Source organism: Lyngbya sp. CCY1209 (assembly GCF_035615495.1).
GTDB lineage: Bacteria > Cyanobacteriota > Cyanobacteriia > Cyanobacteriales > Microcoleaceae > Limnospira.
On sequence record NZ_JAJENU010000134.1, the window covers coordinates 1 to 25,962 of the forward strand.

The 25,962-nt window shown below is 57.9% G+C and carries 20 protein-coding genes; 11 read left to right on the forward strand and 9 right to left on the reverse strand.

Annotated elements, in window-relative coordinates; all coding sequences use genetic code 11:
- The first annotated feature begins 136 nt into the window (after positions 1-136).
- The 4 genes from LKE08_RS01100 to LKE08_RS01115 all read left to right on the forward strand — a co-directional run bounded on the left by LKE08_RS01100 (position 137) and on the right by LKE08_RS01115 (position 1,365).
- Positions 137-532, forward strand: coding sequence for a hypothetical protein (locus LKE08_RS01100; RefSeq protein ID WP_324702346.1), 396 nt, complete (start codon positions 137-139; stop codon positions 530-532).
- Entirely contained in the window at positions 529-675 is a 147-nt protein-coding gene (locus tag LKE08_RS01105) for a hypothetical protein (RefSeq protein WP_324702347.1), read from the forward strand. The genes LKE08_RS01100 and LKE08_RS01105 overlap by 4 nt, the downstream gene beginning before the upstream one ends.
- 3 nt (positions 676-678) lie before the next feature.
- Positions 679-912: a DUF6516 family protein gene (locus LKE08_RS01110; protein ID WP_324702348.1), complete on the forward strand. Its 234-nt coding sequence runs from the start codon at positions 679-681 to the stop codon at positions 910-912.
- 243 nt (positions 913-1,155) lie between these two features.
- Positions 1,156-1,365, forward strand: coding sequence for a hypothetical protein (locus LKE08_RS01115; RefSeq protein WP_324702349.1), 210 nt, complete (start codon positions 1,156-1,158; stop codon positions 1,363-1,365).
- A gap of 158 nt (positions 1,366-1,523) precedes the next feature.
- Here the strand turns inward: LKE08_RS01115 and adhE are convergent, their stop codons facing one another.
- Positions 1,524-4,190 (reverse strand): bifunctional acetaldehyde-CoA/alcohol dehydrogenase, encoded by a 2,667-nt coding sequence (gene adhE, locus LKE08_RS01120; RefSeq protein ID WP_324702350.1) that lies wholly within the window; start codon positions 4,188-4,190, stop codon positions 1,524-1,526.
- On the opposite strand from adhE, the gene LKE08_RS01125 reads away from it, so the two are divergent.
- On the forward strand, positions 4,191-4,367 hold the full coding sequence (locus tag LKE08_RS01125; protein ID WP_324702351.1) for a hypothetical protein: 177 nt from the start codon (positions 4,191-4,193) through the stop codon (positions 4,365-4,367).
- A gap of 191 nt (positions 4,368-4,558) precedes the next feature.
- Here LKE08_RS01125 and LKE08_RS01130 read toward each other — a convergent pair whose 3' ends face one another.
- The gene (locus tag LKE08_RS01130) at positions 4,559-4,900 is read right to left on the reverse strand and encodes a hypothetical protein (RefSeq protein WP_324702352.1); all 342 of its coding nucleotides are present in this window, start codon (positions 4,898-4,900) and stop codon (positions 4,559-4,561) included.
- 320 nt (positions 4,901-5,220) lie between these two features.
- On the reverse strand, positions 5,221-5,385 hold the full coding sequence (locus LKE08_RS01135) for a hypothetical protein (protein WP_324702353.1): 165 nt from the start codon (positions 5,383-5,385) through the stop codon (positions 5,221-5,223).
- A 264-nt stretch (positions 5,386-5,649) separates the two neighbouring features.
- On the opposite strand from LKE08_RS01135, the gene LKE08_RS01140 reads away from it, so the two are divergent.
- Complete coding sequence (locus LKE08_RS01140) at positions 5,650-8,400, forward strand: bifunctional acetate--CoA ligase family protein/GNAT family N-acetyltransferase (RefSeq protein WP_324702354.1); 2,751 nt, start codon at positions 5,650-5,652, stop codon at positions 8,398-8,400.
- Between the two features lie 124 nt (positions 8,401-8,524).
- Here the strand turns inward: LKE08_RS01140 and LKE08_RS01145 are convergent, their stop codons facing one another.
- The 3 genes from LKE08_RS01145 to gghA all read right to left on the reverse strand — a co-directional run bounded on the left by LKE08_RS01145 (position 8,525) and on the right by gghA (position 12,409).
- Entirely contained in the window at positions 8,525-9,211 is a 687-nt protein-coding gene (locus LKE08_RS01145; RefSeq protein ID WP_324702355.1) for an inorganic diphosphatase, read from the reverse strand.
- 287 nt (positions 9,212-9,498) lie between these two features.
- Complete coding sequence (locus tag LKE08_RS01150; RefSeq protein WP_324702356.1) at positions 9,499-9,726, reverse strand: hypothetical protein; 228 nt, start codon at positions 9,724-9,726, stop codon at positions 9,499-9,501.
- Between the two features lie 178 nt (positions 9,727-9,904).
- Positions 9,905-12,409 (reverse strand): glucosylglycerol hydrolase, encoded by a 2,505-nt coding sequence (gghA, locus tag LKE08_RS01155; protein WP_324702357.1) that lies wholly within the window; start codon positions 12,407-12,409, stop codon positions 9,905-9,907.
- A 418-nt stretch (positions 12,410-12,827) separates the two neighbouring features.
- Here gghA and LKE08_RS01160 point away from each other — a divergent pair, with 418 nt between their 5' ends.
- The 4 genes from LKE08_RS01160 (at position 12,828) to LKE08_RS01175 (ending at position 18,262) form a co-directional block, all read left to right on the forward strand.
- Positions 12,828-13,556: an HAD-IIB family hydrolase gene (locus LKE08_RS01160; protein ID WP_324702358.1), complete on the forward strand. Its 729-nt coding sequence runs from the start codon at positions 12,828-12,830 to the stop codon at positions 13,554-13,556.
- Between the two features lie 100 nt (positions 13,557-13,656).
- Positions 13,657-15,165 (forward strand): glucosylglycerol-phosphate synthase, encoded by a 1,509-nt coding sequence (gene ggpS, locus LKE08_RS01165; protein ID WP_324702359.1) that lies wholly within the window; start codon positions 13,657-13,659, stop codon positions 15,163-15,165.
- A 289-nt stretch (positions 15,166-15,454) separates the two neighbouring features.
- The gene (gene glpD, locus LKE08_RS01170; RefSeq protein ID WP_324702360.1) at positions 15,455-17,188 is read left to right on the forward strand and encodes a glycerol-3-phosphate dehydrogenase; all 1,734 of its coding nucleotides are present in this window, start codon (positions 15,455-15,457) and stop codon (positions 17,186-17,188) included.
- 87 nt (positions 17,189-17,275) lie between these two features.
- Entirely contained in the window at positions 17,276-18,262 is a 987-nt protein-coding gene (locus LKE08_RS01175; RefSeq protein WP_324702361.1) for an NAD(P)H-dependent glycerol-3-phosphate dehydrogenase, read from the forward strand.
- Here LKE08_RS01175 and LKE08_RS01180 read toward each other — a convergent pair.
- Together LKE08_RS01180 and LKE08_RS01185 are read right to left on the reverse strand one after the other, a co-directional pair.
- Positions 18,259-19,491 (reverse strand): ATP-binding protein, encoded by a 1,233-nt coding sequence (locus LKE08_RS01180; protein WP_324702362.1) that lies wholly within the window; start codon positions 19,489-19,491, stop codon positions 18,259-18,261. The two genes, LKE08_RS01175 and LKE08_RS01180, sit on opposite strands and share 4 nt — an antisense overlap.
- Positions 19,492-19,648: 157 nt before the next feature.
- A complete protein-coding gene (locus tag LKE08_RS01185; protein WP_324702363.1) occupies positions 19,649-23,338 on the reverse strand; it encodes a PAS domain-containing protein in 3,690 nt (1,229 codons plus the stop codon).
- A gap of 287 nt (positions 23,339-23,625) precedes the next feature.
- Between LKE08_RS01185 and LKE08_RS01190 the strand changes: the two genes are divergently transcribed.
- On the forward strand, positions 23,626-24,954 hold the full coding sequence (locus LKE08_RS01190; protein WP_324702364.1) for a hypothetical protein: 1,329 nt from the start codon (positions 23,626-23,628) through the stop codon (positions 24,952-24,954).
- Between the two features lie 100 nt (positions 24,955-25,054).
- Here the strand turns inward: LKE08_RS01190 and LKE08_RS01195 are convergent, their stop codons facing one another.
- A complete protein-coding gene (locus LKE08_RS01195; protein WP_324702365.1) occupies positions 25,055-25,921 on the reverse strand; it encodes a diguanylate cyclase in 867 nt (288 codons plus the stop codon).
- Positions 25,922-25,962 lie beyond the last annotated feature (41 nt).

The following is a 25,962-nucleotide window of genomic DNA, read 5'->3' on the forward strand; positions in this document are numbered from 1 at the left end:
ATTCTCAGCCGAGAGATGCGGGTTTTTACCATTATTGATAAGAGGGTCACACACCCTACATCTGGGGAGCGATCGCCGGTTATTGTCCCCTCCTATCATTTGTATGAATGTGTTAAAATAAAGAGCCGATCTATATTTGGGGATATCTACCCGCCAGTCCGACCAAGAACAGCAACAGGGGTGGATGTTATCGGTTTCTGCATCGGAAACTGTGAGAGCATCTTATTCATCAAACTTGAGGGGTATTATGAATCAAAAATTGATCCAATCTTTGGCCCAAGTTATTTTGTCGTTATCTGATGATGAACGGCAATATCTGGAACGAGAAGTCCAAAAGTATTCCCTGGAAAAACAGATGGAAAATTTGGAAGACAAACTAAATTTTTTTGAAAACAAATATCAGATGTCATCGACGGAATTTTATCAGCAATTCCAGGCTGGCAAACTCGGAGATTCAATCGATTTTTTTGAGTGGAATACTTATTATGAAATGCTAACTTTCACTCAAGTTAAACTCTCTGACAAAGTATGAATTTAGAACAATATATTGTTGCCGTTAAAGAAAAGCTGGTGAGTAGCCCAATCATTAGTGCGATCGAGATTGGTGATGAGCGAATTATCCTCGATCGCGGCTACTTTCGGGTTCGTTTGACCCTGATCAACAGCGACTTTTGAGAAATGGCTGAATCATTCACCCTTCAAAACAACCAAATTTTAACGTTAGATTATCGCTACCAATGGATGGATCACTCCAAACAAGTCCTGAGAAAACGCTGGGATAGTGTCAAGCATTTTCCGGATTTACCCAATTTTCCCCATCCTGTTCATATGGGTTCAGAAATCAACGTCGAACCGGGTCAATCTCGAAATATTTTAGAGTTTATAGATTTTATGGAATCTGAGTTAAGCTAAACTATTCCTATATTTGTGCTAGAGGGTCACACACCCTACATTTGGGGAGCGATCGCCTTTCTCTGCACTGGTAGCGATCGCTGGCAGAAACAGTTGGGTTCATAGGTTTTCTTGCGGAATTGGGCGATCGCGTCAAGCTTCACGCTATAATGTTCAAGTCCCCGCTCCCACTTCGAGCGCTAAACGCCATAAAAAAGCAAAGTCAGGCTCAATTTTAATTCATTAATAAAGAGTGTTAACAAGATGACAAATCGCGAACAGTTGCTCCAAGAAATTCAGGAAGCGCCAGATGATTTGGTGCCAACTCTCCTCGATTTTTTACATCGGGTGAAGGCAGTCCGAGAACAACACCCCCTGGCCAAGTTTGCCGGAATTTTAAGTGACTCCGAGGCAGAGGAGATCTGGCAAGCAATTATCAAAGATTGTCGGCAGGTTGATGAAAATGAGTGGTGAGACGGCTTTGGACACATCGGTTGCAATTCGGTTTTTGAATGGCGACGATACTGTAACAGCCAAAAAGGGAACGCACCATCATCATTTTAAAGCGAAAACCGCTATAAAACCCCCCTCCTCAAAAAGGAGAGGGGCTGAAAAATAAAGGGACAGAACAATTATCCGCCCATCATCACCGGTTGCGGGCCAAACTCGGGGAACACCGTCTGACCGTTATTCTCCGGCGCCACCACCGGGCGCCCGTAGTAGGAATCCAGGATCAGTTGCTTGAGATCTTGAATGAGAGGATAACGGGGATTGGCCCCCGTACATTGGTCGTCGAAAGCCTGATCTGCCACTTCATCGACTTTAATCAAGAACTCGGCTTCGCTTTCCTTGACCACATCCTTCATGGCGGCGGGGATGCCGACTTTCCGCTTCAATTCGTCGATCGCCAAAATCAGCCGATCCACCTTTTCATCCTCCGTCTCGCCGCCCAGGTGCAGGTAATCCGCAATCCGGGAATAGCGCCACTTCGCATTGGGATATTTATATTGGGAGAACGTCGCCTGCTTAAACGGCGCGTCGGTGGCATTGTAGCGGATGACATGGGTAATCATCAGCGCGTTAGCCAGACCGTGGGGGATGTGGAAAGTCGCACCCAACTGGTGGGCCACCGAGTGGCAGATGCCCAGGAAGCCGTTGGCGAAAGCCATTCCCGCCATCGTGGCGGCGTAGTGCATTTTCTCCCGCGCCTTGGGATCGTTGGCACCATTTTCGTAGGCACTCGGCAGGTATTTGAAAATCAGCCGAATCGCCTCCAAAGCCATGCCGTTGGTGTACTCAGATGCCAGCACGGACACGAAGGCTTCCGTGGCGTGGGTGAGGGCATCGACGCCGCCGAAAGCGGTGAGACTCTTGGGCATATTTAACACCAACTCCGGATCGACGATCGCCATATTGGGAGTCAGGGCGTAGTCGGCCAGGGGATACTTGATATTGTTGCGGCGGTCCGTGACGACGGCAAACGGCGTCACCTCGGAACCCGTTCCCGACGTGGTGGGGATGGCGACCATCATCGCCTTTTCTCCCAACGGCGGCAACTCGTACACCCGCTTGCGGATGTCCATGAACCGCATCGCCAGACCCTCAAATTCGATGTCGGGGTGTTCGTACATCAGCCACATGATCTTAGCCGCGTCCATCGGGGACCCGCCGCCGATGGCGATGATGACATCGGGCTCAAAGGTATTCATCAGGGTCAACCCCCGCTGCACCGTATCCAGGGAGGGGTCGGGTTCGACGTCGTAGAAGACGTCGTATTTGAGGCCGATCTCCTCCAGAACCGCTTCCAAAGTGGCAGTGATGCCCAGGTCGAACAGGGGTTTGTCGGTGACGATGAACGCCCGCTTCCGGCCGATCAACTCCCGCAGGGCCACCGGAAGCGACCCGTATTTAAAGTAGATTTTCGGGGGAACCCGGAACCAGAGCATATTTTCCCGCCGTTCCGCCACAGTTTTGACGTTCATCAAGTGGTGGGGTTCGACGTTTTCGCTGATGGAGTTGCCGCCCCAAGTCCCGCATCCGAGGGTGAGGGAGGGGTCGAGGCGGAAGTTGTAGATGTCGCCGATCGCCCCCTGGGAAGAGGGAGTGTTGATCAGCACCCGGGCCGTCTCCACCTTGTCCTCGAACCGCTTGATGTGTTCGGTATTGCGGGGGGAGGTATAGAGGGCGGCGGTGTGGCCGCGTCCGCCCAATTCCACCAGGCGTTCAGCCTTCTCGACCGCATCCTCGAAGTCCTGCGCCCGGTACATGACCAGGACGGGGGACAGTTTTTCGTGGGCGAAGGGGTCGTCGTCGTCGATTTCGGGGCGTTCCCCGATAATCACCCGGGTATTTTCGGGCAGGTCGAGTCCGGCCATTGCGCCCAACTTCGTCACCGGCTGGCCGACGATTTCCGGGTTCAGGTGGCCGTCAACGAAAATGACATCGGCCATGCGATCGGTTTCCTCGGGGGTGAGGAAATAGGCGCCGCGGGCGATAAATTCAGCCCGGACGCGATCGTAGATGGAATCCACCACCACCACGGACTGTTCGCTGGCGCAGATCATGCCGTTGTCGAAGGTCTTACTGAGGATAATGGAGGATACCGCCATTTTGATGTGGGCGGACTCGTCGATCAAAGCCGGGGTGTTGCCCGCCCCCACGCCGAGGGAGGGGCGTCCGGAGGAGTAAGCCGCCCGCACCATCCCCGGGCCTCCCGTGGCGAGGATCAGCTTGATATCGTGGTGCTGCATCAGCGCCTGGGAGAGGGGGACGGTGGGTTCGTCGATCCAGCCGATGATATCTTCGGGCGCCCCGGCTTCGGCCGCCGCATCCCGGACCACCCGCGCCGCCTCGTTGGTGCATTTGCGGGCGCGGGGGTGGGGGGAGAAAATGATGCCGTTGCGGGTTTTCAGGGCGATCAGGGCCTTGAAAACTGCGGTGGAGGTGGGGTTGGTGGTGGGGACGATGCCGGCCAGGACGCCGACGGGTTCGGCGATTTTCTGGAACCCGAAGGATTTGTCTTCCTCGATCACCCCACAGGTTTTTTCGTGTTTGTACTTGTTGTAGATGATTTCGGAGGCGAAGTGATTTTTGATCACTTTATCCTCGACCACCCCCATGCCCGTCTCTTCCACAGCCAGTTTCGCCAGGGGGATGCGGGCGGCGTTGGCGGCCAGGGCCGCTTTCTTGAAGATGTGGTCGATTTGCTCCTGGGAAAAGCCGGCGAAAGTCTGCTGCGCCGCTTTCACCCGTTGAATGAGGTTCTCTAGCTCTTCGATGTTGGTAACTTTGTTAACCATGTGGGTGCCTCTGATAGGACAGTTGCCGAGGGGATAGATGATTTCACCGATCATCTTATTTCAGATGCCGAGAGTGGTGTAGCTTTTACAGTTATTCTTAAGATTGTTTTCAACAATATTCCGGGGGCGATCGCGAAAGCGGCGATCGCCGGGATGGTGCGCCGAGATTCAATCTGACTAGGGTAGCAAAAAAAAATTAAAACGGGAACCTCTCAAGTGTTGATTTCACGATCGCCGGGATGGGGGGTCGGAGAATTCCGGTAACAGGATATACCGTCTAACTCCGTCAAATTCCCACAACAATCGGGCGGAGGGTCCCCGCGAGACTCTCCGCCCGGTCGCCAACAGCGATCGCTTTTTCATTCGTTTTAACGGGGCAAAATGGGCGTGGCTCTCAGGGGCAGCACCCCGGATTTCATCCGCTCGTGAATCAGATAATTGACCTGCTCCAAGAACCGCCAGATCACCAACATTTTCGCCAGCTCGTCGGCGCAAATCTCCCGGTCGGCGATCGCGGCCGTTTCTCGACTCGCGGGCAGACCCGTCACCTGCAAAATTTGTTTTTTAATTTGCACGATACTTTCCGGGGGAAAAACGCCGTCTAAGTGGACGCGCAGCACCTTGCGACCCCAAAAGGTGCTCGAAACCGCGAGGCGTTCCAACTCGACTCTCATCCATCGACGGTGCGCTCCGAATTTTGCGATCAACATCCTCCGCCCAATTTCCACTCGAATCGAGCAATTTTAACCCGACTCGATCGCTCGCCAGACCCCCATTGATAGACGGGCTATCTGCCTAAACGACCGACGGCTTTGAGCGACTCTGTAGCCGGAAATTCTCCGATCTTAAATCGTTATAAAAACATCCACAGTTTTCATGAGTTTATTGTATGATCGCCGACTTGACAGCCGTCAATATTTTATGACAAAAGTTTTCAATTCTTAATATATTGCAACGGACAAAATCGCCGTCCCAATTCTGGAGAAACGGCAACATCGATTCACGAAAATTTACAAAACCGACGGGGCGTTTACATCATTTTAGAATAGCCGGCAATTCGATGCCCGCGCCGGGGTGAAACGGAAAGGGCGATCGCATCAATTTCAAGGGACTGACACCGCGATCGCGCCCCTCCGACCCGCATTTCAATGCAATGTCCGTCCCATTTAAAATTTAAAATTGTATTGCGGGACACCGATTCAGGCCGTCAAAAATTAAACTTTTTTTAACTTAGCGATCGCCTCCTCACAACTTCCCAAAAATGAGTCCCGGCCGCCCCCCGCCGGCCCGTCTCCGAGAACCCCTATCAACTTAGAAAAATTCCAATTTATCTGGCCGGTTGGAATCAATGCGGACTATACTTGTGAATAAATACTCCCCCCACCCCCATCGGACACCCGATCCCCAACTCGACCCCAACACAACCCGTCACAGTTGACACGACAACGAGGAATGGTTTATGCAGGCCACCCCATCCCGAACCACCGATCCGGCTCATGACATCCTACGCTACGAATATCAACCCCTCAGCGCCATCTTCTCCCCCAAAACCGTCGCCGTCATCGGGGCCACCGAGAAGCGCAACAGCGTCGGCCGTACCCTGCTCTGGAACCTGATCAGCAATCCCTTCGGGGGAACCGTTTTCCCAGTCAACCCCAACCGGGGCAGCGTTTTGGGCATCAAAGCCTACCCGAGCATCGCCGAAGTCCCCGAACCCGTAGACCTGGCGATTATCGTCACCCCGGCCCCCACCGTGCCCGACGTGGTGCGCCAGTGCGCCGCGGCCGGGGTCAAAGGCGCCATCATCCTGTCGGCCGGGTTCAAAGAAATCGGCCCGGCCGGGGTGGAATTAGAGCGAGAGATCCTCGAATGCGCCCGCCGGAGCCAGATGCGAATCATCGGCCCCAACTGCCTCGGGGTGATGAACCCCATCTCCGGACTCAACGCCACCTTCGCCAGCGCGATGGCCATCCCCGGCCACGTCGGCTTCATCAGCCAAAGCGGGGCCCTGTGCACCTCCATTTTGGACTGGAGTTTTCAGGAAAACGTCGGCTTCAGCGCCTTCGTCTCCATCGGCTCGATGCTCGACGTCGGTTGGGGCGACCTGATTTATTACCTGGGGAACGACCCCAACACCACCAGCATCGTCATCTACATGGAATCCATCGGGGACGCGCGATCGTTCCTGTCCGCGGCCCGGGAAGTCGCCCTCACCAAACCGATCATCGTCATCAAAGCGGGCCGCACCGAAGCCGCCGCCAAAGCCGCCGCCTCCCACACCGGCGCCCTGGCCGGGAGCGACGACGTTTTAGATGCCGCCTTCCGACGCTGCGGGGTGCTGCGGGTGTACCACATCGCCCACCTGTTCTCCCTGTCCGAACTGCTGGCCAAACAGCCCCGCCCCAAAGGCCCGCGGCTGACCATCCTCACCAACGCCGGCGGGCCGGGGGTGCTGACGACGGACACCCTGCTGGTCGAAGGGGGAACCCTGGCCCAGCTCTCCTCGGAAACCACCGAGGCCCTCAACCAAGTGCTGCCCCCCCAGTGGAGCCACAGCAACCCCATCGACATTTTGGGGGACGCAGACCCGGAACGCTACGCCAAAGCCTTTGAAATTGCCGCCAAAGATCCCAACGGGGACGGCCTGCTGGTGATCCTGACGCCCCAGGCGATGACCGATCCCACCCAGACCGCCGAACAACTGAAGTTCCACGCCCTGCAGGGCCGCAAAAAACCGATCCTCGCCAGTTGGATGGGGGGGGCGGAGGTGGCGGCGGGTGCCAAGATCCTCAACCAGGCTAACATCGCCACCTTCCCCTACCCGGACACGGCGGTGCGGATGTTTAATTATATGTGCCGCTACACCTACAACTTGCGGGGGTTGTACGAAACGCCGACGGTGGCGGTGGCTCAAGACCATTTGTTCACCTTTGAAACGGCCCGGGATTTGATCGAAAAAGTCCGCCAAGACGGGCGCACCCTGCTCACCGAGTTCGAGTCCAAACAACTGCTCGCGTCCTACGACATTCCGATTGTGGAAACCCGCATCGCCCGCACGGCGGAGGATGCGGTAGCCGCCGCCGAGGCGATCGGTTATCCGGTGGTGCTGAAGTTGCTCTCGGAAACCATCACCCACAAAACGGACGTGGGGGGGGTGAAGTTGAATTTGAGCGGGGCGGAGCAGGTGAGGGGGGCCTTTGAAGCGATCGCCACATCCGTGGAGAAAAAAGTCGGCGCCGAGCACTTCCAGGGCGTCACCGTCCAGGAGATGTTGCAATTGGACGGCTACGAATTGATAATCGGCAGCAGCCTCGACCCCCAATTCGGCCCGGTGCTGTTATTTGGCACGGGGGGGCAACTGGTGGAGGTGTTCAAAGACCGCACCTTGGCCCTGCCGCCGCTCAATACCACCCTGGCGCGGCGGATGATGGAACAGACCAAAATCTACAAAGCCCTGCTGGGGGTGCGGGGGCGGCCCCCGGTGGATATCGAAGCCCTGGAACTGCTGATGGTGCGCTTTTCTCATCTGGTGGTGGAGCAGCCCTGGATCAAGGAAATCGACATCAACCCGCTGCTGGCGTCCGAAGATCGGCTGGTGGCGCTGGATGCGCGGGTGGTGCTGCACGACCCCGACACGCCGGAAGCGCAACTGTCCAAACCGGCGATCCGCCCCTATCCCCATCAATACGTCACCCGCTGGGTTTCTCAACAGGGGACGGCGATCGCCATCCGCCCCATCAGCCCGGAAGACGAGCCGATGGCCGTCAAGTTCCACGAAGGTCTGTCGGAGGAGAGCGTCTACCTGCGCTACGCCCACCTGATCAAGCTCAGTTCCCGGGTCGCCCACGATCGCCTCTCCCGCCTCTGTTTCATCGACTACAACCGCGAGATGGCCCTGGTCGGGGAATACGCAGACCCGGAAACCGGAGAGCGACAACTAATCGGGATCGGGCGACTCAGCCGGGTCTACGGGACCGACGACGCCGAATTTTCCCTCCTCGTCAGCGATGCCTTCCAGCGGCAGGGGTTGGGGACGGAGTTGCTCAAACAACTGCTGCACATCGGCCGCGAGGAAAAACTCAACCGCATCGTCGCCGAAATTTTGACTGACAACCGGGTGATGCAGCACATCTGCGAAAAGCTCGGGTTCACCCTCAAACGGATGATCGGAGAGCCGATGGTGCGGGCGGAACGAATAATTAACAATTAACAATTAACAATTAATCATTAATAATTAATAATTGTTGATGCGGTTCGATTCTGCAATTGGGGCGCTCGGCTTGCGCCCCTACGATTCCCGACTCCCGATTCCCGACTCCTGATCTCTGGCGCTTTCAATTCAAATTGGCGCTATAGGCGTTGACGGCCGTTTCCAAAATTTGTTGGGCTTCTTCCCGTTCCGCGTAGCCGAGACTTTCGATTTCTCCGGGTCCTTTATAATTGGCGAACCAGGTTTCGACGATCGCCGCGGCCCCCGGAAACTGCTCCTCCAATTCGGCGATGGAATCGACTTCGTAGAGGGGGGTATCGACCATCACGGCGATCAGTTTGTCGTCCTGTTCGCCGCCGTCGAGGAGTTTGAGCACGCCGATCAATTTCACCCGCACCACCGAACCCCGTGGCACCGCCGGACCGAGAACGATCGCGTCGAGGGGGTCGCCGTCCCCCCCCATTTCTGAGGGCAGCAAAGATTGGGGGATCATGCCGTAGTTGCCGGGATAGCCCAGGTAGCGGACGACGCGGGGCCGTCCGTCTCTCATTTCCCACTCCAAATGTCCGTCGGACTTGGACACCTCCCACTTGGCGACCGTTCCGGTGGGAATTTCGACCACGACATTGACGGTCCCGTCGGAATTGCTGGGGGAATAGTCCGTCAGAAAACTGGTGGGGCCGACGATGGTATATTCGTCCACCATTTCCAGGTCGGGGGCGATCGCTTCGGCTACAACCCGCTCCGATAACAAGTTGTAGTTGAGGGCGCCCATCGCAATTGCCAGACCGAAATTGAGCAGCCGAGACATAGTTTTGTTATGAGTTGTGGAATAGTCGTTATGTTAGCTCAACTCCGCCGCGATCGTACCCCGAATTGAAAATTGAGATCGCCACCCGATAGTCCCTCGGGACGGGTATGCGGCGATCGTCTCCCCCGCCGCCCGCGACCTTTTCCGCCGGGACGGACCCTGCTCCGGGTTCCCACCTCGGCGGGACGGCCCGCGGCCGTTCCCGGGGATGGGATGTCGATCAAATGCGCGGCAAAAAAAAGGGATGCCCTCGCATCCCCGCCATTTTATTGATATCAAAAATAGTCTCAACTTTTCTCAATTTTCAGTTGTTTGTGTGCCTTTTTTAGTTGTTTAAAGCCCATTTTAATTTGCTCGTAAGATTCGGAGGAGGTGATTTTACCCCCCGTTTGCAGAGCGGCGACATAACTGACGTTTTGGGCGAATTCTTGCAGAGTCGCGTTGAACAGAAAATTTTCGGGTTTGTCCGGGCCTCGATAGCGATATCGGGGATTGACAAAATTGTTAAGTTCCATGACAGCCACCAAAGCGAAAAATAAATTTTTCTAAAGTTTATGTTAGGCCATGCAATCCGATCAGATTGAAGTTTCCATTACCATTCCTTTACCTTCACTTTAACATCAACCCCCGGAAAATCAATATGCCTGAGATCACACCAATTTTCAATCCGCCTCCGGGGGGATGGATCGGGCGTCACTTTCCCGCTTGGGGAACCAACAACACCCCCTGACTATCTTTGAGTTCAAACCGGTTCAAATCCGCCAGGTTGTCGTCCAACTCGACTCCCGGAGAAGCGATCGCCACCTTCCATTCCGACAGGTCCAGGGCCAGCCACTCCCCGACGGCGATCGTCATCGGGGAGCCCCCCATGTGAGCCACCATCACCACCCGATCTTCCTCGCGGTAAGGATTTCCCCGCACCCCGTAAAACACCGTCCGGGTGTCGTCGCCGATCTTGTGAAACTCGTCCGTTCCCATCAGGTTCTGACGCAGCCAGATGCGATCGCGGCGGAAGCGGCGCAGCTTCCAGTTGAAGTGCGTCTGCACGGGATTCAAATCCTTCGCGTAGTGGGAAACATTGCACAGCTCGTAACAATCCTCCATAAACTTCAGGGCGAATTCCTTCAGCTTCTGAATGTCGAGGTCCTTCAGAAACGCCACCATCTCCGGGCGATTCATCTGCTTCCAATACTCGATGTCGCACTGTTCCGTGGACTCTCCCAAACAGGCCTGACAGGCTTCCACCACCGTCGGCAGGTGGTAGTCGGCGTCCGCCATCCCCCGCTGCAGCGCCTTCCCGAACTCCTTGAGCTGCTCCAACTGCTCGAATCCCAGCGCTTTCAAACGCGGAAAGACATAGTCCCGCCCGTACAATTCCGGAGTCATCTGCCAATCCAAAAACCCGATTTCTTCCGACACCACCTTCACGCCGTAGCGCTCATCCGTGTTGCGGAAAAACATCCAGGGCGCCCGGGTGGTGGCGTTGATGAAATCCATCGGCAAACCGGGACTGAAGCCGTACACCCACAGCGTCACCGCCCGGTTGTCGTAGCCATTTTTCAACACCTCCAGCAACGTTTCGCCCAAATTCCAATTGATATCCTGCTCCAACTCCACCTGATTGCCCCGGCGCACCGTATCGTGATTGGCGCACCCGGTGATCCAATTTTCCCCCTGGTACATCACCTCGCAAACCCGCCGCCATTTTCGCTCCCAAAATCCCTTCAATGTCGGCGTGTTGTGGGCGAAGATCAGCGGTCCCCACTGGAACGAATCCGGGCGCAGTTCGATCAGGTCGCGGTAGGTGGAGATTTCCTCCCAGCCCTCCTCCGGCCAGGGTCGGCCGTCCTCGAAAATGGTGAACAGCAGCCGCTGGTTGCCCCCGATTTCCTGGACGACATCGCTCATCGCCAGTAGGTAGGCGTCGTCTTGTTCCACAAAACCGGTGAGGGGGTTGAAAAAGCGGAAATCCTGTCCGCCATCCACGCGGATGCCGTCGGCGCCCGTGTCGATCTTACGGCGCTGCATTTCCAGCAAGATCGCCCGCACCGTCGGCAATTGGTGGTTCAAGTCTTGGCCGTACATATTCGGCCCCTTGAGAAACTGGTGGTTGAGGAGCAGTTCCGACTGGTTGTCGGCGTGGCCGAAGACCAGGTCGTAGATGAGTTGAATCGGACCGGCGGAGAAGTTGTGCAACGTGGCGATAAAATCCACCACTTCATCGGGGCGGACACTGCCGAGGAGGGCCGGGTTGGTGGCCGAAGACGCCAATATCGGCACGTCGTAGCCCCAATCTTGGGTGTTGGGTTTGGTGAGGTTGATTTCGAGGGTTTCGCCATCTTCGGAAACGAAGGCGAAAAACTCACTTTCCGGGCTGTACTCGTCCCGGTATTCGATGGGGGGTTCGATGGGGAGGAGCTGCACGGCGCCATAGCCGACGTAGTTTTCCTCCATCGGGGTGAGGGGGATATTTTGGGCGAGTTTGTCGGAAATTCTGCCGTACAGGCGCGTCAGGCCCTCCAGGGTGCCTTCGGCGGTGGCGGTCCCGACGTGCAGTTGCAGGATATTTTTGGGGGGGCGGACGCGGGGAATTAATCGCGGGTTGGGCAGGGCCGTGATGTCGTCGTCGGAATTGTCGAGGGTGGGGTGGCGGGAGGTGCCCCGGCGGGCGAAATATTCGAGGTCGGCGCGGGTGGCCTGGAGATTTTCCATGTCGTAGAGTTCGGCCGGACCGAAGACGCCGTAGGGGATGGAGTAGGCGAGGGGGTCGCGGATGGCCTGGAGTCGGTCAGCCTGATCGATGTAGCGCAGCCAGTAGAAGGAACCGACGCGATCGCGGCTCCCGGGTTCCATGCCTTCGATGATGCCCCAGTGGTATTCCCCTTGCTGTTTGAGGTTGAGCCGTTCCCGGCGGAAGCGGACGACCTGCCGTTCGGCCCGCAGATCGATCGCCTCCAGGGGAGTGAGGACTTCCAGGTAAATTTCCAGTTTCCGCATCACCTGGGAGGTGAGTTTGGGCGTCCAGAACCCGATCTGGGTGAGTCCGTCGCCCAGCCAGTGGGCGCCGAGCTTGCGGGTCAGGATTTGCGCCTTTTCAAAGTAGGAGGCTTTGGAGCGTTCGACCGTCGCGGCCCAGGTTAGCAAATTTTGGGTTTTCTCTTCGACCAGTTGGACTGAGGGTTGTGTTGTCGTTACCAAGGCTGCCCTTCCCTTTTCTCTCGACTCGACTGTTTTCGGATTCCAGTCTAACCCAATCCTCCGACGGGTCCGGCTCGGCGGCGGCGATGACACGCGGATCGCGATCGCCCCGGGATCTGTCCTCACTCCTGGGATAGATGCGAACGGAGATTAAGTTTTGTTACACTTCTAGCAGCGGATTGCAACCGTGAGGTTAAGGTGATCGGGTATAGTATAAGCACAATTGTCAATCGAAATGTAGTTCATTAGACGGTGCGGCCCGGTCGGAGGCATTGGCGAATTACGATCGGCAAGTCGCCGCCGCCCCTCTCACTCAGCCGGCTCCGGAAAACATTTGCTGCGAGGTAGAAAGACGACTCCGAACCGGAGTTTGACAACTAACCGTTTGACCGGCACCCGTTGTCAACAGACAGTTGTGATGGCATCAAAAGACCACCTAATTTTAGCGACAGACCTGGACGGGACCTTTTTGGGGGGTTCCGAAGGGCAGCGCCGTGAATTTTACCAATACATCCAAACCCACCGCGATCGCCTGCAACTGGTCTTCGTGACGGGACGCACCCTCGCCGCCGTCGAGCCGCTATTCGAGGAACCGGATTTTCCCCGCCCGGACTACATCATCGCAGACGTGGGAACGACCGTTTTTGACGGCACCCTGACCCCTGTAATCGAGATACAGGAGTGGATTGCCGCAAAGTGGGGAAATGCCGGTGCCCAAGTCCGGGAGCTTTTGGCGGGCGAACCGGGACTCGAACCGCAGGAGATCGATCCCCAATATCGAGTTTCCTACTACTACCGGCCCGACGAGTTGCGATCGGCGACCCTCGAAAAAATTGACCGGGCCGGGTTCGAGATCATCCGTTCAGCCGATCGCTTTTTGGATGTCGTCCCCCGGGGTATCGCCAAAGGCCCGACCCTGATGAAACTGCTCTCGATGTACCGGCGGGCGGAAGATCGGGCGATCGCGGCCGGAGATACCCTGAACGACTGGTCCCTATTTGAAACGGGACTCAAAAGTATTGCCGTGGGAAACTCGGAACCCAAACTTGTCGAGAAAATCCAAACAATGAAAAACGTTTATCACAGCCCCCACCCCGGGGCGGCTGGAATTTGGGACGGCTTGAAACATTACGGCGCCGTGTTCTAGCGTCGCTTCAACCGTCGCCGAATCGATCCGCTCGGGCGATTTCAGACCGACGAGATCGATTCCCAATTTCGCAAACCCAAACCTTTAGATGAGAGCAATCATGAAATCTTCACTCGTCATCCTCTACCACCGGGAACCCTACGACGAAGTCATCGAAAATGGCAAAGTCCACTACCGTGCCAAAAAAAGCCCCAACGGCATCGTCCCCACCCTGAAAAGTTTCTTCGCCAACGTCAACCAAGGCACCTGGGTGGCGTGGAAACAGGTGACGGCCAAACAAAAGGCCGACTTCCAAGAGCGGGTGACGGTGGAAGACGAGGGCAACTACGCGGTGCGCCGCATCGCCCTCACCCCTGACCAGGTGAAACACTTCTACCACATCACCTCCAAGGAAGCCTTCTGGCCGATTTTGCACTCGTTCCCCTACCATTTCACCTCCGAAACAGCCGACTGGGAGAACTTCCAGACGATCAACCGCCTGTTCGCCGAAGCCGCCTGCGAGGAAGCCGCCGACGACGCCCTGATCTGGATTCACGACTACAATTTGTGGCTGGCGGCCCGCTACATCCGGGAACTGAAGCCCGACGCCAAGATCGCCTTCTTCCACCACACCCCCTTCCCGTCGGTGGACGTGTTCAACATCCTCCCCTGGCGGCAGGAAATCGTGGAAAGTTTGCTCTGCTGCGATATCGTCGGCTTCCACATCCCCCGCTACTCGGAGAACTTCGTCAACGTCGCCCGCAGCCTGTGCGAGGTGGACATTCTGAAACGCGAACCCGTCCCGGAACATATCACCCCCGTGGGGACTGCCTTGGCGGAGCCGGAAGTGGTGAGCCAACTCAAATATAAAGGTCAGATCGTCAACATTGATGCTTTCCCGGTGGGGACCAACCCGGGATTCATCGAGTCGGTGTTGGAGAAGCCGGAAACCCAGGAACGGCTGCAAGTCATGGGGAACGAACTCGGCGGGCGCCAACTGATGATCGCCGCGGGCCGGGTGGATTACGTCAAGGGCAACCGGGAGATGCTCGAAGCCTACGAGCGCCTGTTGCAGCGTCGCCCGGACCTGCACGGGAAGGTTCAGTTCGTGATGACCTGCGTCTCGGCCGCGGCCGGGATGCGGGTGTACAAGACGGCCCAGCACCAGATCGAGCAGTTGGTGGGTAAAATTAACGGCCGCTTCGCCAAATTGGACTGGATTCCGACGTTGCTGTTCACCCAGCCGATCCCCCTGTCCGAGCTGTTCTCCTACTACCGGCTGGCGGACGTGTGCTGGACGACGCCGCTGCGGGACGGGTTGAACCTGGTAGCCAAGGAATACGTCGTGGCCCGGGGCGATCGCGGCGGAGCCCTGGTACTCTCCGAATTCGTCGGGGCGGCGGTGGAACTGCCCGAGGCGATTTTGACCAACCCCTACTCCATCAAGAGTATGGACGAGGCGATCGAACAAGCCCTGGCCATGCCCGCCGAGGAGCAGAAGCAGCGGATGGCAAAAATGCGCGAAACCGTCGTCAAATACGACGTCAAATGCTGGGCCGACCACGTCTTCGAGCGCTTCGAGTCCCTACAGCACCAGACGGCGGGGGACAAAGAAGTGGTTTCGGTGTGAACCGTCCGCCCCGTTCCGACTGGCCGGCTCGAAAAAGTCGCGCTATCGTGCAACTGAATACCCGAAGTTGCCGGGAAATCGGAGAACCCGTCCGCGACGGGCCGAAACGCTCCCATGAACCGGCTCGGGTCAGGTTTCGAGTCAGAAATATCGGAGCCGTCTGATTTGGGAACCATCAGGGTGAGGTTGGCGAGTTGAAACCTGTCGGCTCACCCGATCGCCGTTTTCGCGGGTGACACCGCCAATTCTCGACCTGGCATCGAAAAATTGATAACCGATCGAAATTATCATGCGAGATTTTCAAACCATTCAAACGCAACCCTACGATTTGATCGTGATCGGAGGCGGTGTCAACGGTGCGGGTGCGGCCCGGGATGCGGCGCTGAGAGGTCTGAAAACCATCCTGATCGAAAAGGGAGATTTTGCCTCCGGGACGTCGAGTTGGTCTACCCGCCTCGTCCACGGGGGGTTGCGCTATTTGGAGTATTTTGAATTTCCCCTGGTGCGGGAGTCCCTCAAAGAGCGGGAAATCCTGCTGCGGACGGCCCCCCACCTGGTCAAACCGCTGTTGTTGACGGTCCCGGTGTACGGCGGGCGATCGCGCCCCTACTGGAAAATCTGGGCGGGCATGATCCTCTACGATATCTTCAGCTACGACAAGACCCTCCCCACCCACCGGATGCTCCCCAAAACCAAATTCCGGCAGTTGTTCCGCTCCCTGGACATCGAAAATCTCAAGGGGGGCGCCCAATATTACGACGGACAAGTTGCCCACGCCGAGCGGCTGTGTCTGGAAAATATTTTGGCGGCTTCGGAAGCCGGCGCCACCGTCCTCAATTACGCGGAAGTGACGGGGCTGCGGCGGGAAGGGAAGCGGATCGGCTCCCTGCAGTGTAAAGATGTCCTCACGGGGGAACCCTTCGAGGTGAAGGGCAGCGAAAAAGCCGTCGTCATCAACACCTCCGGACCCTGGGTCGATCGCATCTGCGAGTTGGGCCGGGAAAAAGAAGTCGCTTCCCCCCTGTCCCAAAAGCGCCACATCGGCGGCACCAAGGGTAGCCATATCATCGTCGATCCCTTCCCCGGTGCCCCGGAAACCTCCCTCTACGTCGAGGCGAAATCCGACGGGCGCCCGTTTTTTATCGTGCCCTGGCTGGGGATGTACCTGATCGGCACCACGGATATTTACTTCAACGAGAATTTGGACGCCATCAAAGCCGACGACGACGAAATCGATTATCTGCTGCGGGAGACGAACGGCATCATCCCCACGGCGGAACTGTCCCGCCAGGACGTCAAGTTCACCTACTCCGGCGTCCGCCCCCTGCCCTACGTCGATCCGAACAAAAAGACGGCCTCCATCAGTCGCAACCATATCCTCTACGACCACAAAAAAGACGGGGTGGAAAACCTGATTTCCCTGATCGGCGGGAAGCTGACCACCTACCGGCAGGTAGCCGAAGAACTCGTCGATGCCAGTTTCCGGAAGATGGGGCGATCGGTTCCCCCCTGCCAGACGGACAAAAAGCCCCTGCCCGGTGCGATTTTGCCCGACGATTCCCGCCTCGGACAGGCGCTGTTCGACTACCGCCCCCGAGTGCCCCTGAAGTCGATCCACCATCTCTTCTCGATGTACGGAGCTCGGGCTGTGGAGGTGCTGCAACTCACCGACGAGTACCCGGAGTTGGCGGAAAAAATTACCCCCGCCCTGCCGGATATCAAAGCGCAAATTATCTACGGGGTGCGATCGGAGATGGCCCACACCCTGGTAGACCTGACCCGGCGCCGGACGACCCTGGCCATGCACGCTCGCTATGGGTTGGAGTTGCTGCCGGTGCTGACGGAAACCCTGCGGAAGTACGGGGGTTGGAGTCCAGAACAGTGCGATCGCGAGGTGGCGGCGTACCATGACTATATGAAGCGCAACTGCATTCCGGACTATGAATTGCCGGCCCCGGAATTGCCGGTTCCGGCGGAGTCCGGGCGATCGCCGGGTGAGGAACCGGCTCAAACTCCCTGTTAAAATTTCGGCTGTGGGAAAAGTCCCCATTCCCCATTCCCCATTCCCGACTCCCCATTCCCTACTCCCTACTCCCTATTCCCTATCCCCATGACTACCAATCTAGCGACAGAAGCCAACGAAACCTTTTCAACACTCCTCAACGCCGAACCGGCTACCCTGGCGGTTTTAGGTGCCGGGGCTTGGGGATCGGCCCTGGCCGAGTTAGCCGGCCACAACGGCCACCAGATCCAGATGTGGTCCCGCCGTCTGGGCAACACCCTCGAAGAAGTGGTCGATGGCGTCGATCTGATCGTCTCGGCCATCTCCATGAAAGGGGTGGCGGCGACGGCGGCGAAATTGCAGGAAATCGGCATCCCCGAACACGTCCCCATCGTGACGGCGACCAAGGGACTCGACCCCGAGAGTACCCGTACCCCCTCCCAAATTTGGGAGGCGGATTTTCCCGACCATCCCATCGTCGTCCTCTCCGGGCCGAACCTGTCGGCGGAGATCGATCGCCACCTGCCGGCGGCGACGGTGGTGGCCAGTTCCGACCCGGCGGCGGCCGAAGCGGTGCAGAAGGTGTTCGCCTCCGGTTTGCTGCGGGTGTACACCAGCAACGACCCCATCGGCACGGAGTTGGGGGGAACCCTGAAAAACGTGATCGCGATCGCCTCGGGGGTCTGCGACGGCCTGGAATTGGGCATCAACGCCAAATCCGCCCTGCTGACCCGCGCCCTGACGGAGATCATCCGCATCGGCACCCACCTGGGGGGGCAGACGGAAACCTTTTTCGGCCTGTCCGGGTTGGGGGATATGTTAGCAACCTGCAACAGTGCCCTGAGTCGGAACTACCGGGTCGGCTACGGCCTGGCCCAGGGCAAAACCCTGGAGGGGGTGTTGGAGGAACTCGGCAGCACGGCGGAGGGGGTCAACACCACCAACGTGCTGATCGAAATTGCCAACCGGGAAAAAATTCCGACCCCCATCTCCCGGCAAGTGTACCGCCTGCTCAACAATAAAATCACGCCCCAGCAGGCGGTGGAGGCGCTGATGGAGCGGGATCTGAAGGCGGAATTCTGCGATATTTTTTAAGAGTCCGGGGGGGTCTGCCGGCGGGGGATTTTGACGGTGAACGTCGCCCCCTTCCCCGGCTCCGAATCGATGTCGAGGGTGCCGCCGTGGTTTTCGACGACGATCTGGCGGCTGATGCTCAATCCCATCCCCGTCCCCACCCCCGGCGGTTTGGTGGTGAACAGGGGTTCAAAGATGCGATCGCGCACGTCCGGGGAAATGCCGCCGCCGTTGTCGCCGATCCGGATCGCGATTTGGGGCGGTTCGGAGTCGGTTTCCTGCCCGATGTGAATCCGAATTTCCGGGTCGAAATCGGCGTCGCGCTCCCGACAGATATCCAAACTGTCGATCGCGTTGCTCAACACATTCATCAACACCTGATTCAGTTGCCCCGGATAGCACTGCACTTCCGGCAGTTCCCCGAACTCTTTCACCACTTCGATGGGGCGGCCTTTTTTGCCCTTGAGTCGCGCCTGCAAGATCTGCAAAATATCTTCGAGTCCGGCGTGGAGGTCAAAGTTTTTCAGCTCCGAATCCTCTTCCTTGTAAAAATTCCGCAGGCACTGCACCAGGTGGCGAATGCGATCGGTTCCCGTTTTGATGGAGTCGAGGAGTTGGGGAAAATCTTCGAGTAGAAATTCCAGGTCGATGTCTTCGATTTGATCTTGAATTTCTTCGTCCGGCTCGGGGTAATGCTCCCCGTACAACTGCACCAATTCTATCAGATCTCCGGCGTAATCTGCGGCGTGGTTGACGTTCCCGGTCACGAAAGAAACTGGGTTATTCAATTCGTGGGCGATGCCGGAAACCATCTGACCCAGACCTGACATTTTTTCGCCGTAAAAAAGCTGGGTTTCGGCCCGTCGCAACTGTCGGTTGAGGCGGTTGATTTTCAAGCCACAGCGCACCCGCGCCAGCAGGCCGTCAATTTCGATCGGTTTCGTCATCCACTCGTCTACCGTCGATTCCGAGGCGGCGAGGCGCTCGTCCATCTGTTCTTGAGCCGTCAGCAAAATAAAAAAGGTTTCGGCCAGGGGGGGGCGATCGCGGATCTGTCTGCACACCGCCAAACCGTCCGTCTCCGGGAGCATCCAGTCGCAAATTATCAGTTCCGGCGAGAGTTTTTCCGCCCATTCGATCGCCGCGGTGCCATCTCCGACCGCCGTGACATCATGCCCCTGTTCTTCGAGGGCATTCTGCAAAATCAGTTGGGTTGTGATGTCGTCATCGACAACTAAAATTGTCGCCATTTTTGGTATCAAAATTGAGTGAGTAACAGCGGGGAGTGAAATGGGAAATCGGGGACTCAGAACAATTGACCCTGATCAATTATCAATTGTCAACTCTCAACGATCAATTGATTTCCCCATCTCGACCGTAAACCACAGACCACCCCGACGTCCACCCTCAAGTCTCCGAAAATTCCCGCCGGATGAAGGTTTCAGCCCGGTCGAGCTGTTCTTGAATGGAAGCGATCGCGCCCCGGCAACCGTCCGCATTTCGAGCCCGAGCCTTCTGTTCGAGTTCCAGGGCCAGGGGGGGAAGGAGGCACACCCCCACGTTGCCGCTGGCCCCCTTGAGTCGGTGAGCGATCGCGGCCAGGGACTCGAAATCTTCCGCCTCCATCCCCTCCCGCAGCCGCCCCAAGTCCTCCCGAGCGTTGCCGACGAAGGCCGTCAGCAACTTTTGCTGAAATTCCCGCCGGCCGCGGGAAATCGACTCCAGCCGTTCCCAGTCTAGGGGGTCGGCGGATTCGGGTTCGGTGTCCGGAATCCGGGGTTCGGAATCGGACGGCGGGGGGGACCCGCCCCGGATGCGGCCCGCCCAGGTTTTCAACTTTTGCTCCAACTCCTCCTGGGCGATGGGTTTGCTAATATAGTCGTCCATCCCAGCGACCAGACACTTTTCGCGGTCCGCTGGCATGGCGTGGGCCGTCAGGGCAATGACGACGGTGTGGCGATCGCTTCCCTCCCGTCGCCGCAGTTCCCGGGTCGCCGCGTAGCCGTCCAAGCGGGGCATCTGACAGTCCATAAACACAATATCGTAAGGGCGATCGCGGACTCTTTCCAACACCTCTTCCCCATTTTCCGCCAAGTCCGCCGAGCATCCCAGCAAACTCAACTGATTTAACAGAACTTGTTGGTTGATGGGGTGATCTTCGGCCAGCAAAATCTGCACGTCCAAATCCGCCGGTGCCTCCTCCCCCCGGAGGCCGTCCGAAAATCCGCGATCGGCGTCCCCGCCGCGCCGCGAGTGCAAATCCACCACGTCCCCCGCGATCTCCGAAGCCATCGCCGTCAGCAGGGCGTCGAAGAGTCGGGAGGCCCGCACGGGCTTGATCAGGTAGCCGGTGGCGAGTTCCCGCTCCAACCACGGCTCCACCGAATTGAGCCGGCGCATAGAGGTCATCAACACCAATTTGGTGTCTTGCAGTTCCGAATCCGTGTGGATGACTTCCGCCAAATTTTCCCCGCTCCCCATCAACAAATTTTGGTCGAAAATCGCCAAATTGAACGGTTTCCCGCGGCGGGCGTCCCGGCGCAAGATCTGCAGTGCCGTCTCCCCGTCCGCAGCCTCCGACCGGTGCATCCCCCAGGATTGCACCAAATACCGCACCGACTGCCGGACGCTGGCGTTGCCGTCCACCACCAGCAGCTTCAACTCCGTCAGCGTTTTGGGCAAATCGGGGATGGAGACCGTTTTGGGTTGGGAAAAGGGCAGGGTGAACCCGAACGTCGTCCCTTCCCCGACCCGACTTTCCACGCCAATTTCTCCCCCCATCACGTCCACGAGTTGCTTGCAAATCACCAATCCCAAACCGGTCCCCCCGAATTTGCGGGTGGTGGAGGCATCAACCTGAGAAAACGCCTCGAACAGGCGGGACTGAGCTTCCGGGGGGATGCCGATGCCGGTGTCCTGCACCTGGAAGCAGAGGGTGGCGGAGGCGGGGTGGGCATCGGGCGATGATCGCCGGTGGCGGTGGACACGCAAGGTGACTTCCCCGGTGGCGGTGAATTTGATGCCGTTGCTCATCAGATTCAACAGCACCTGACGGAGCCGGCCCGGGTCGCCGCGCAGGTAGCGGGGGACATCGCGATCGACGATCGCGGCCAGTTCGAGCCCCTTTTGGTCTGCCTGGGTGGCGAGGAGATCGATGATGTTCTCCAAGCACTCCTCCAGGTCAAAATCCAACTCTTCGAGTTCGATCTCCTGGGCTTCAAGTTTGGAAAAATCCAGGATGTCGTTGATGATCGCCAGCAGATGATCGGCGCTGGTGCGGATGGCCCGGACGAAATCCTGCTGCTTGGGGTCGAGGTCAGTTTTGAACAGCAGCCCCGTCATCCCCAGAACCCCGTTCATCGGCGTCCGGATCTCGTGGCTCATGTTGGCGAGAAATTGGGATTTGAGCCGGGAATTTTCCAGGGCAGCTTCCCGAGCCCGCACCAATTCGTCAATGGGGTGGGTCGCGATGACGACACCGCCGACTTCTCCGGACGGGGTGTGCCAGGGGTGGATCGCCCAGCGGAAGTAGCCCCGGGAAGCGTCGGGATAGTCGATGGTATCTTCGGTGCAGGAGAGCACTTCCCCGGCCAGGGCGCGACGGTGGACGTCCCGCCACCGTTCGGGGATGTGGGGGAAAATTTCGTAGTGGGAGCGGCCGACGAGGGATTCTGCGGGCAGGTCGTAGTCTTTCAGCCAGCGATCGCTGTAGGCGAGGTAGCGCATATTGCGGTCGAGGATGGCGACGGCGACGGGGGCGTTGGTGATGATGTTTTGGAGTTGCCGCCGTTCCTGCTGGAGGGCGCTGGCTCGCAGTTTTCGGGAGGTGACGTCCCGCTGCACCGAAACCAGGTGGGTGAGTCGGCCGTCGCCGTCGGTGACGGGAGAGATGCTCAGGTCGGCCCAATATTTGGAGCCGTCCCGGCGGTAGTTGACCAGTTCCACCTGGATGGACTGGTTGCTCTGGGACGCCGCCAGGATGCGGTGGAGTTGTCGGCGGTCGGTCTCCGGCCCGTGGAGGACGGCGGGGCTTTCTCCGATGATGTCTTCGGGGCGGTAGCCCGTCAGGCGGGTGAAGGCGTCGTTGACGTAGACGATGCGGAAGTCGGCGGGATCTCCGTGTTCGCATTCGGCGATCGCGATCGCGTCGCTGGTACGGCTGACGGCCGATTCGAGCAACCGCAGCCGTTCTTCGGCCCGCTTGCGGTCGGTGATGTCGGTGCAGATGCTGCCGATCCCGTCGGGAACCCAATTTTCGTCAAACAGGGGAAACTGAACCGAGAGGAAGGTGCGGAGTTCGTCGGGGCAGGGAATTTCTTCTTCGATTTGCACGGGCACGCCCCCCTCCAAAACGGTCTGCTCCCCCATTTGGAAGGTTTCGGCCAGGGGCGGGGGAAACAGGTCGCGGTGGGTGCGGCCGAGAATTTCGGCGGCGGGGCGGTTGAAGAGGATTTCGCACTGGCGATTGATCAGGGTGAAGCGGCCGCGGGTGTCTTTGACGTAGATGACGGCGGGGGAGTTGTCCAAAATGGCTTGCAGTTGCGCCCGCTGCTGTTGGATGGCGGTTTCCATCGTCGCCCGCTCTCGGATTTGTCGCTCCAATTGGATGACGGTTTTGTGGAGTTCGGCTGTCTGTTCTTTGACTTGGAATTCGAGTTCCGATTTGGCGTTCTGGAGGGTGGTTTCGATTTCCCGCCGTTCCCGGACTTGGGCTTCGAGTTGCCGGTTGGCGGTGTTCAACGCCGTCGGGTTCGGCCCGCCCCCGGCGGCGGGGAGCAGGCTCACGAGGCGCCCGACGATCGCGATCGCGGCCAGGGAGGCGACGGCGTGGGCGGCTCCCATCAGGGCGGGATCGGCTCTCAATCCGGCCGACAGGGCAGCCGTGCCGCCGCCGATCCCGGAAAGGGCGAACAACAGGATCGTCCCGATGTAGGGGAGCTCCCGGTGCCTGTGGACAATATAAATGAGCAGCGCCGCGACAATGTAGTTGGCGATTCCCAGTAAGACAGCCGAACCCTGCGACCACGCGATCGCGCCGGAAAACCATATCCCATTGGCCGGCGAAAATGGGAGGATGAGTTGACTTACGATTGCCATGGGTCTCGAATCTATCAAAAAGTCCGTCGGAAGCAGCAATGAATTTTTGGCGATGTTGGCCGACTCGGGAGGCGATTCGATTCGACCGGTGAGGCGATCGCTTCAGCCCCGACGTCCCCCTTAAGGATGAACCGCCCTTCCCACTCCCACATCTACCTTGGGGAATAATTGACAATTGATAATTGACAATTGATAATTATCAATTCCTCGCTTTTTCCGACTCACCCCCGCTTCGACCTGGGCTATGTTGGAGGAAGCAGGAGCATTTCAGGTTTGGAGGCAGGTCAATGGGACGACTTTCCGATCGCGCGTTTGAAATTCTCGCGGCCGAGGTGAAACGCCTGGGGCAAAACGATCCGGCGGGGGACGTGAGCCGGCAGATCGGGATGCGACGGTTGGAAAAGATGCGATCGCAGCCCGGAGAACGCCTCACCCGCGCCGAAATCGCCGGCCTGCTCGACGATCAGTTCCCCAATTTTAACCCGAAAGTCCTCGACCGCGCAGCCCGGGCCAACCGCCCGGCGGGTCTGATGTCGAAAGTCACCTGGGGGGGCGCGGTGCTGGCGGGATTGGCGGGATTCGTGTGGGTGGCGAATCTGCCCTACCCGATGATCCGGATGCCGGTGGCGAAGACGGCCCCCCTGCTGCTGCTGCCGAGTTACATGAGTATGGATTATAACTACCGGCGGGCGATCGCTTTGGTGGAGCAGGCGGATCAGTTGGTGAATCAAGCCACGGCGGCGGAAGATTTGGATCTCGGCGCCGAGAAGTCCCGACGGGCCCAACAACACCTCGACAAGTTGCCCGTCTGGTTTTTGGGATATTATCCAAAAGCGTACTGTTCCTGGATGGGATGTACCTGGAAGTTTACGTTGGATGAGTACGAGAGTGCCCGCAAGAAAATCGGCCGCATGGAGGCGCAGATTTTCCAGGAACAGAACGCCCAGACGGCCCTGGCGGCAGCCGAAGAAGCCTTGAAACTCGCCCGGGAACAGTTCGACGGCGCGGCGGATGTCACGGGGGAAGAAGCGGCCATCCAGGCGTGGCAGGCGGCGATCGACGAACTCCGCGGCATCCCCCGAGAAACCCTGGCCGGAAAGACGGCCGGACAAGCCTTGGAGGCTGCCGAGCGGGATTTTCGGCAGGAGGTGGGGTTTGTGGCCGGACGGTTGCAGGGCGACACGTTGATCGAAGCGGCGCAAATTTTCGCCAGCCAAGCGGCCAACGATGCCCAAAATCCCCCCCACACCGCCTCCCATTGGCGGCAGGTTTTGCAACATTGGGACGAGGCGATCGCCCGGTTGGAACAGGTGCCCCGGGACAATCCCAGCTATCTGGACGCGCAGAAAAAATTGGCCGAATACCAGTCCAACCGGGGGGCAATTCAACGGCGGCTCGAAGACGAGGAGGCCTCGGTGAAGGCGATCGAGCGATCGCAAAAATTGATCGCCGAGTGGCGGCAACTGGTCAATTCCGAAAATCCCAGTTTGTCAACTTTGAACGGACATCTGGCGGAAATTATTTATACGTTGGAGTCGGTCAAACCGGGGACGACGGTGAACGCCCAAGCGCAGGATTTGCTGCAAAAAGCCCGTCACACCCGCAGCAATTTGTAAACACACTCTTCGCCCATTGCTATAGATGGGTGGGAATGCACCGTTGCCGACTCGATTTGATAGCAACGAGCCGGCCCCGCCCGCGCGTAGTAGCGGTATATTACGGTCTGTTTCCGGAAGTTTCGCGGGTGTTGCGGTCGGCGACGGCGACGCGATCGCGGCCCCGGTTTTTGGCGGTATATAAAGCGCGATCGGCCGCCCGAATCAGGGTTTCGTCCGAGTCGCCGTGTACGGGAAAACTCGCCACGCCGATGGAGAGCGTCACCCCTTCGATGAAGGTGTAAGAATATTCGTGACACATTTCTTTGATGCCATGTCTGAGCCGTTCGGCCAGGTGGTAGGCTTCCTGGGTGGAAGTCGAGGGCAAAATGACGAGCAATTCTTCCCCCCCGTAGCGGCAGGCGATGTCCGACAGGCGGATGTGATTTTGTATGAAGCGGCTCACCGCCTGCAGGACGAAATCCCCGGCCTGGTGTCCCCAGCGATCGTTGAATCGTTTGAAGTGGTCGATATCGCCGAGGATCAGACTCAGCGGTTGACGTTGTTGTTTGGCTCGTTCCAGATGTCGGACTAAAGATTGTTCGAGATAGCGGCGGTTGAATAGGCCGGTGAGGGCGTCGCGGATGCTGAGATTGTGAGAAAATTCCTCCATCAAGTCGCCGTGGGTGGTGGTCGTCTCCAACATGATTTCCAGGTCCGTATTGGTCCGGGTGACGGCTTCGAGCAGGGCGCGGAGGTTTTTCTCGGAGGCTTTGAGCCGGACTTCGGTGCGGGAGCGCTCCGCGATTTCTGCCTGCAGGTGTCGGTTCGACTCGTGCAGTTGTTCTTCCACCAAATCGGCGTGAACCATCGTTGTTTCCAGCAGGATTTCCAAATCCGCTTTTTCCCGTCTGAGCGCCTTAATTTCTCGGCGCAATTCGTCGATTTCTGAGAGCAAATCGATCCGGCTTCGTTCTTCTTCCTGCATCCTCCCCATTTACTCCCTCGCAATCAAAATCTGAAATCGTC

What these genes read in the sequence shown, in the direction of transcription:
- LKE08_RS01105 (WP_324702347.1), top strand. Translation starts at nt 529, where the DNA reads ATGAATTTAGAACAATATATTGTTGCCGTTAAAGAAAAGCTGGTGAGT.
- LKE08_RS01110 (WP_324702348.1), top strand. Translation starts at nt 679, where the DNA reads ATGGCTGAATCATTCACCCTTCAAAACAACCAAATTTTAACGTTAGAT.
- LKE08_RS01115 (WP_324702349.1), top strand. Translation starts at nt 1,156, where the DNA reads ATGACAAATCGCGAACAGTTGCTCCAAGAAATTCAGGAAGCGCCAGAT.
- adhE (WP_324702350.1), bottom strand. Translation starts at nt 4,190, where the DNA reads ATGGTTAACAAAGTTACCAACATCGAAGAGCTAGAGAACCTCATTCAA.
- LKE08_RS01130 (WP_324702352.1), bottom strand. Translation starts at nt 4,900, where the DNA reads ATGTTGATCGCAAAATTCGGAGCGCACCGTCGATGGATGAGAGTCGAG.
- LKE08_RS01140 (WP_324702354.1), top strand. Translation starts at nt 5,650, where the DNA reads ATGCAGGCCACCCCATCCCGAACCACCGATCCGGCTCATGACATCCTA.
- LKE08_RS01145 (WP_324702355.1), bottom strand. Translation starts at nt 9,211, where the DNA reads ATGTCTCGGCTGCTCAATTTCGGTCTGGCAATTGCGATGGGCGCCCTC.
- LKE08_RS01150 (WP_324702356.1), bottom strand. Translation starts at nt 9,726, where the DNA reads ATGGAACTTAACAATTTTGTCAATCCCCGATATCGCTATCGAGGCCCG.
- LKE08_RS01160 (WP_324702358.1), top strand. Translation starts at nt 12,828, where the DNA reads ATGGCATCAAAAGACCACCTAATTTTAGCGACAGACCTGGACGGGACC.
- ggpS (WP_324702359.1), top strand. Translation starts at nt 13,657, where the DNA reads ATGAAATCTTCACTCGTCATCCTCTACCACCGGGAACCCTACGACGAA.
- glpD (WP_324702360.1), top strand. Translation starts at nt 15,455, where the DNA reads ATGCGAGATTTTCAAACCATTCAAACGCAACCCTACGATTTGATCGTG.
- LKE08_RS01175 (WP_324702361.1), top strand. Translation starts at nt 17,276, where the DNA reads ATGACTACCAATCTAGCGACAGAAGCCAACGAAACCTTTTCAACACTC.
- LKE08_RS01180 (WP_324702362.1), bottom strand. Translation starts at nt 19,491, where the DNA reads ATGGCGACAATTTTAGTTGTCGATGACGACATCACAACCCAACTGATT.
- LKE08_RS01185 (WP_324702363.1), bottom strand. Translation starts at nt 23,338, where the DNA reads ATGGCAATCGTAAGTCAACTCATCCTCCCATTTTCGCCGGCCAATGGG.
- LKE08_RS01190 (WP_324702364.1), top strand. Translation starts at nt 23,626, where the DNA reads ATGGGACGACTTTCCGATCGCGCGTTTGAAATTCTCGCGGCCGAGGTG.
- LKE08_RS01195 (WP_324702365.1), bottom strand. Translation starts at nt 25,921, where the DNA reads ATGCAGGAAGAAGAACGAAGCCGGATCGATTTGCTCTCAGAAATCGAC.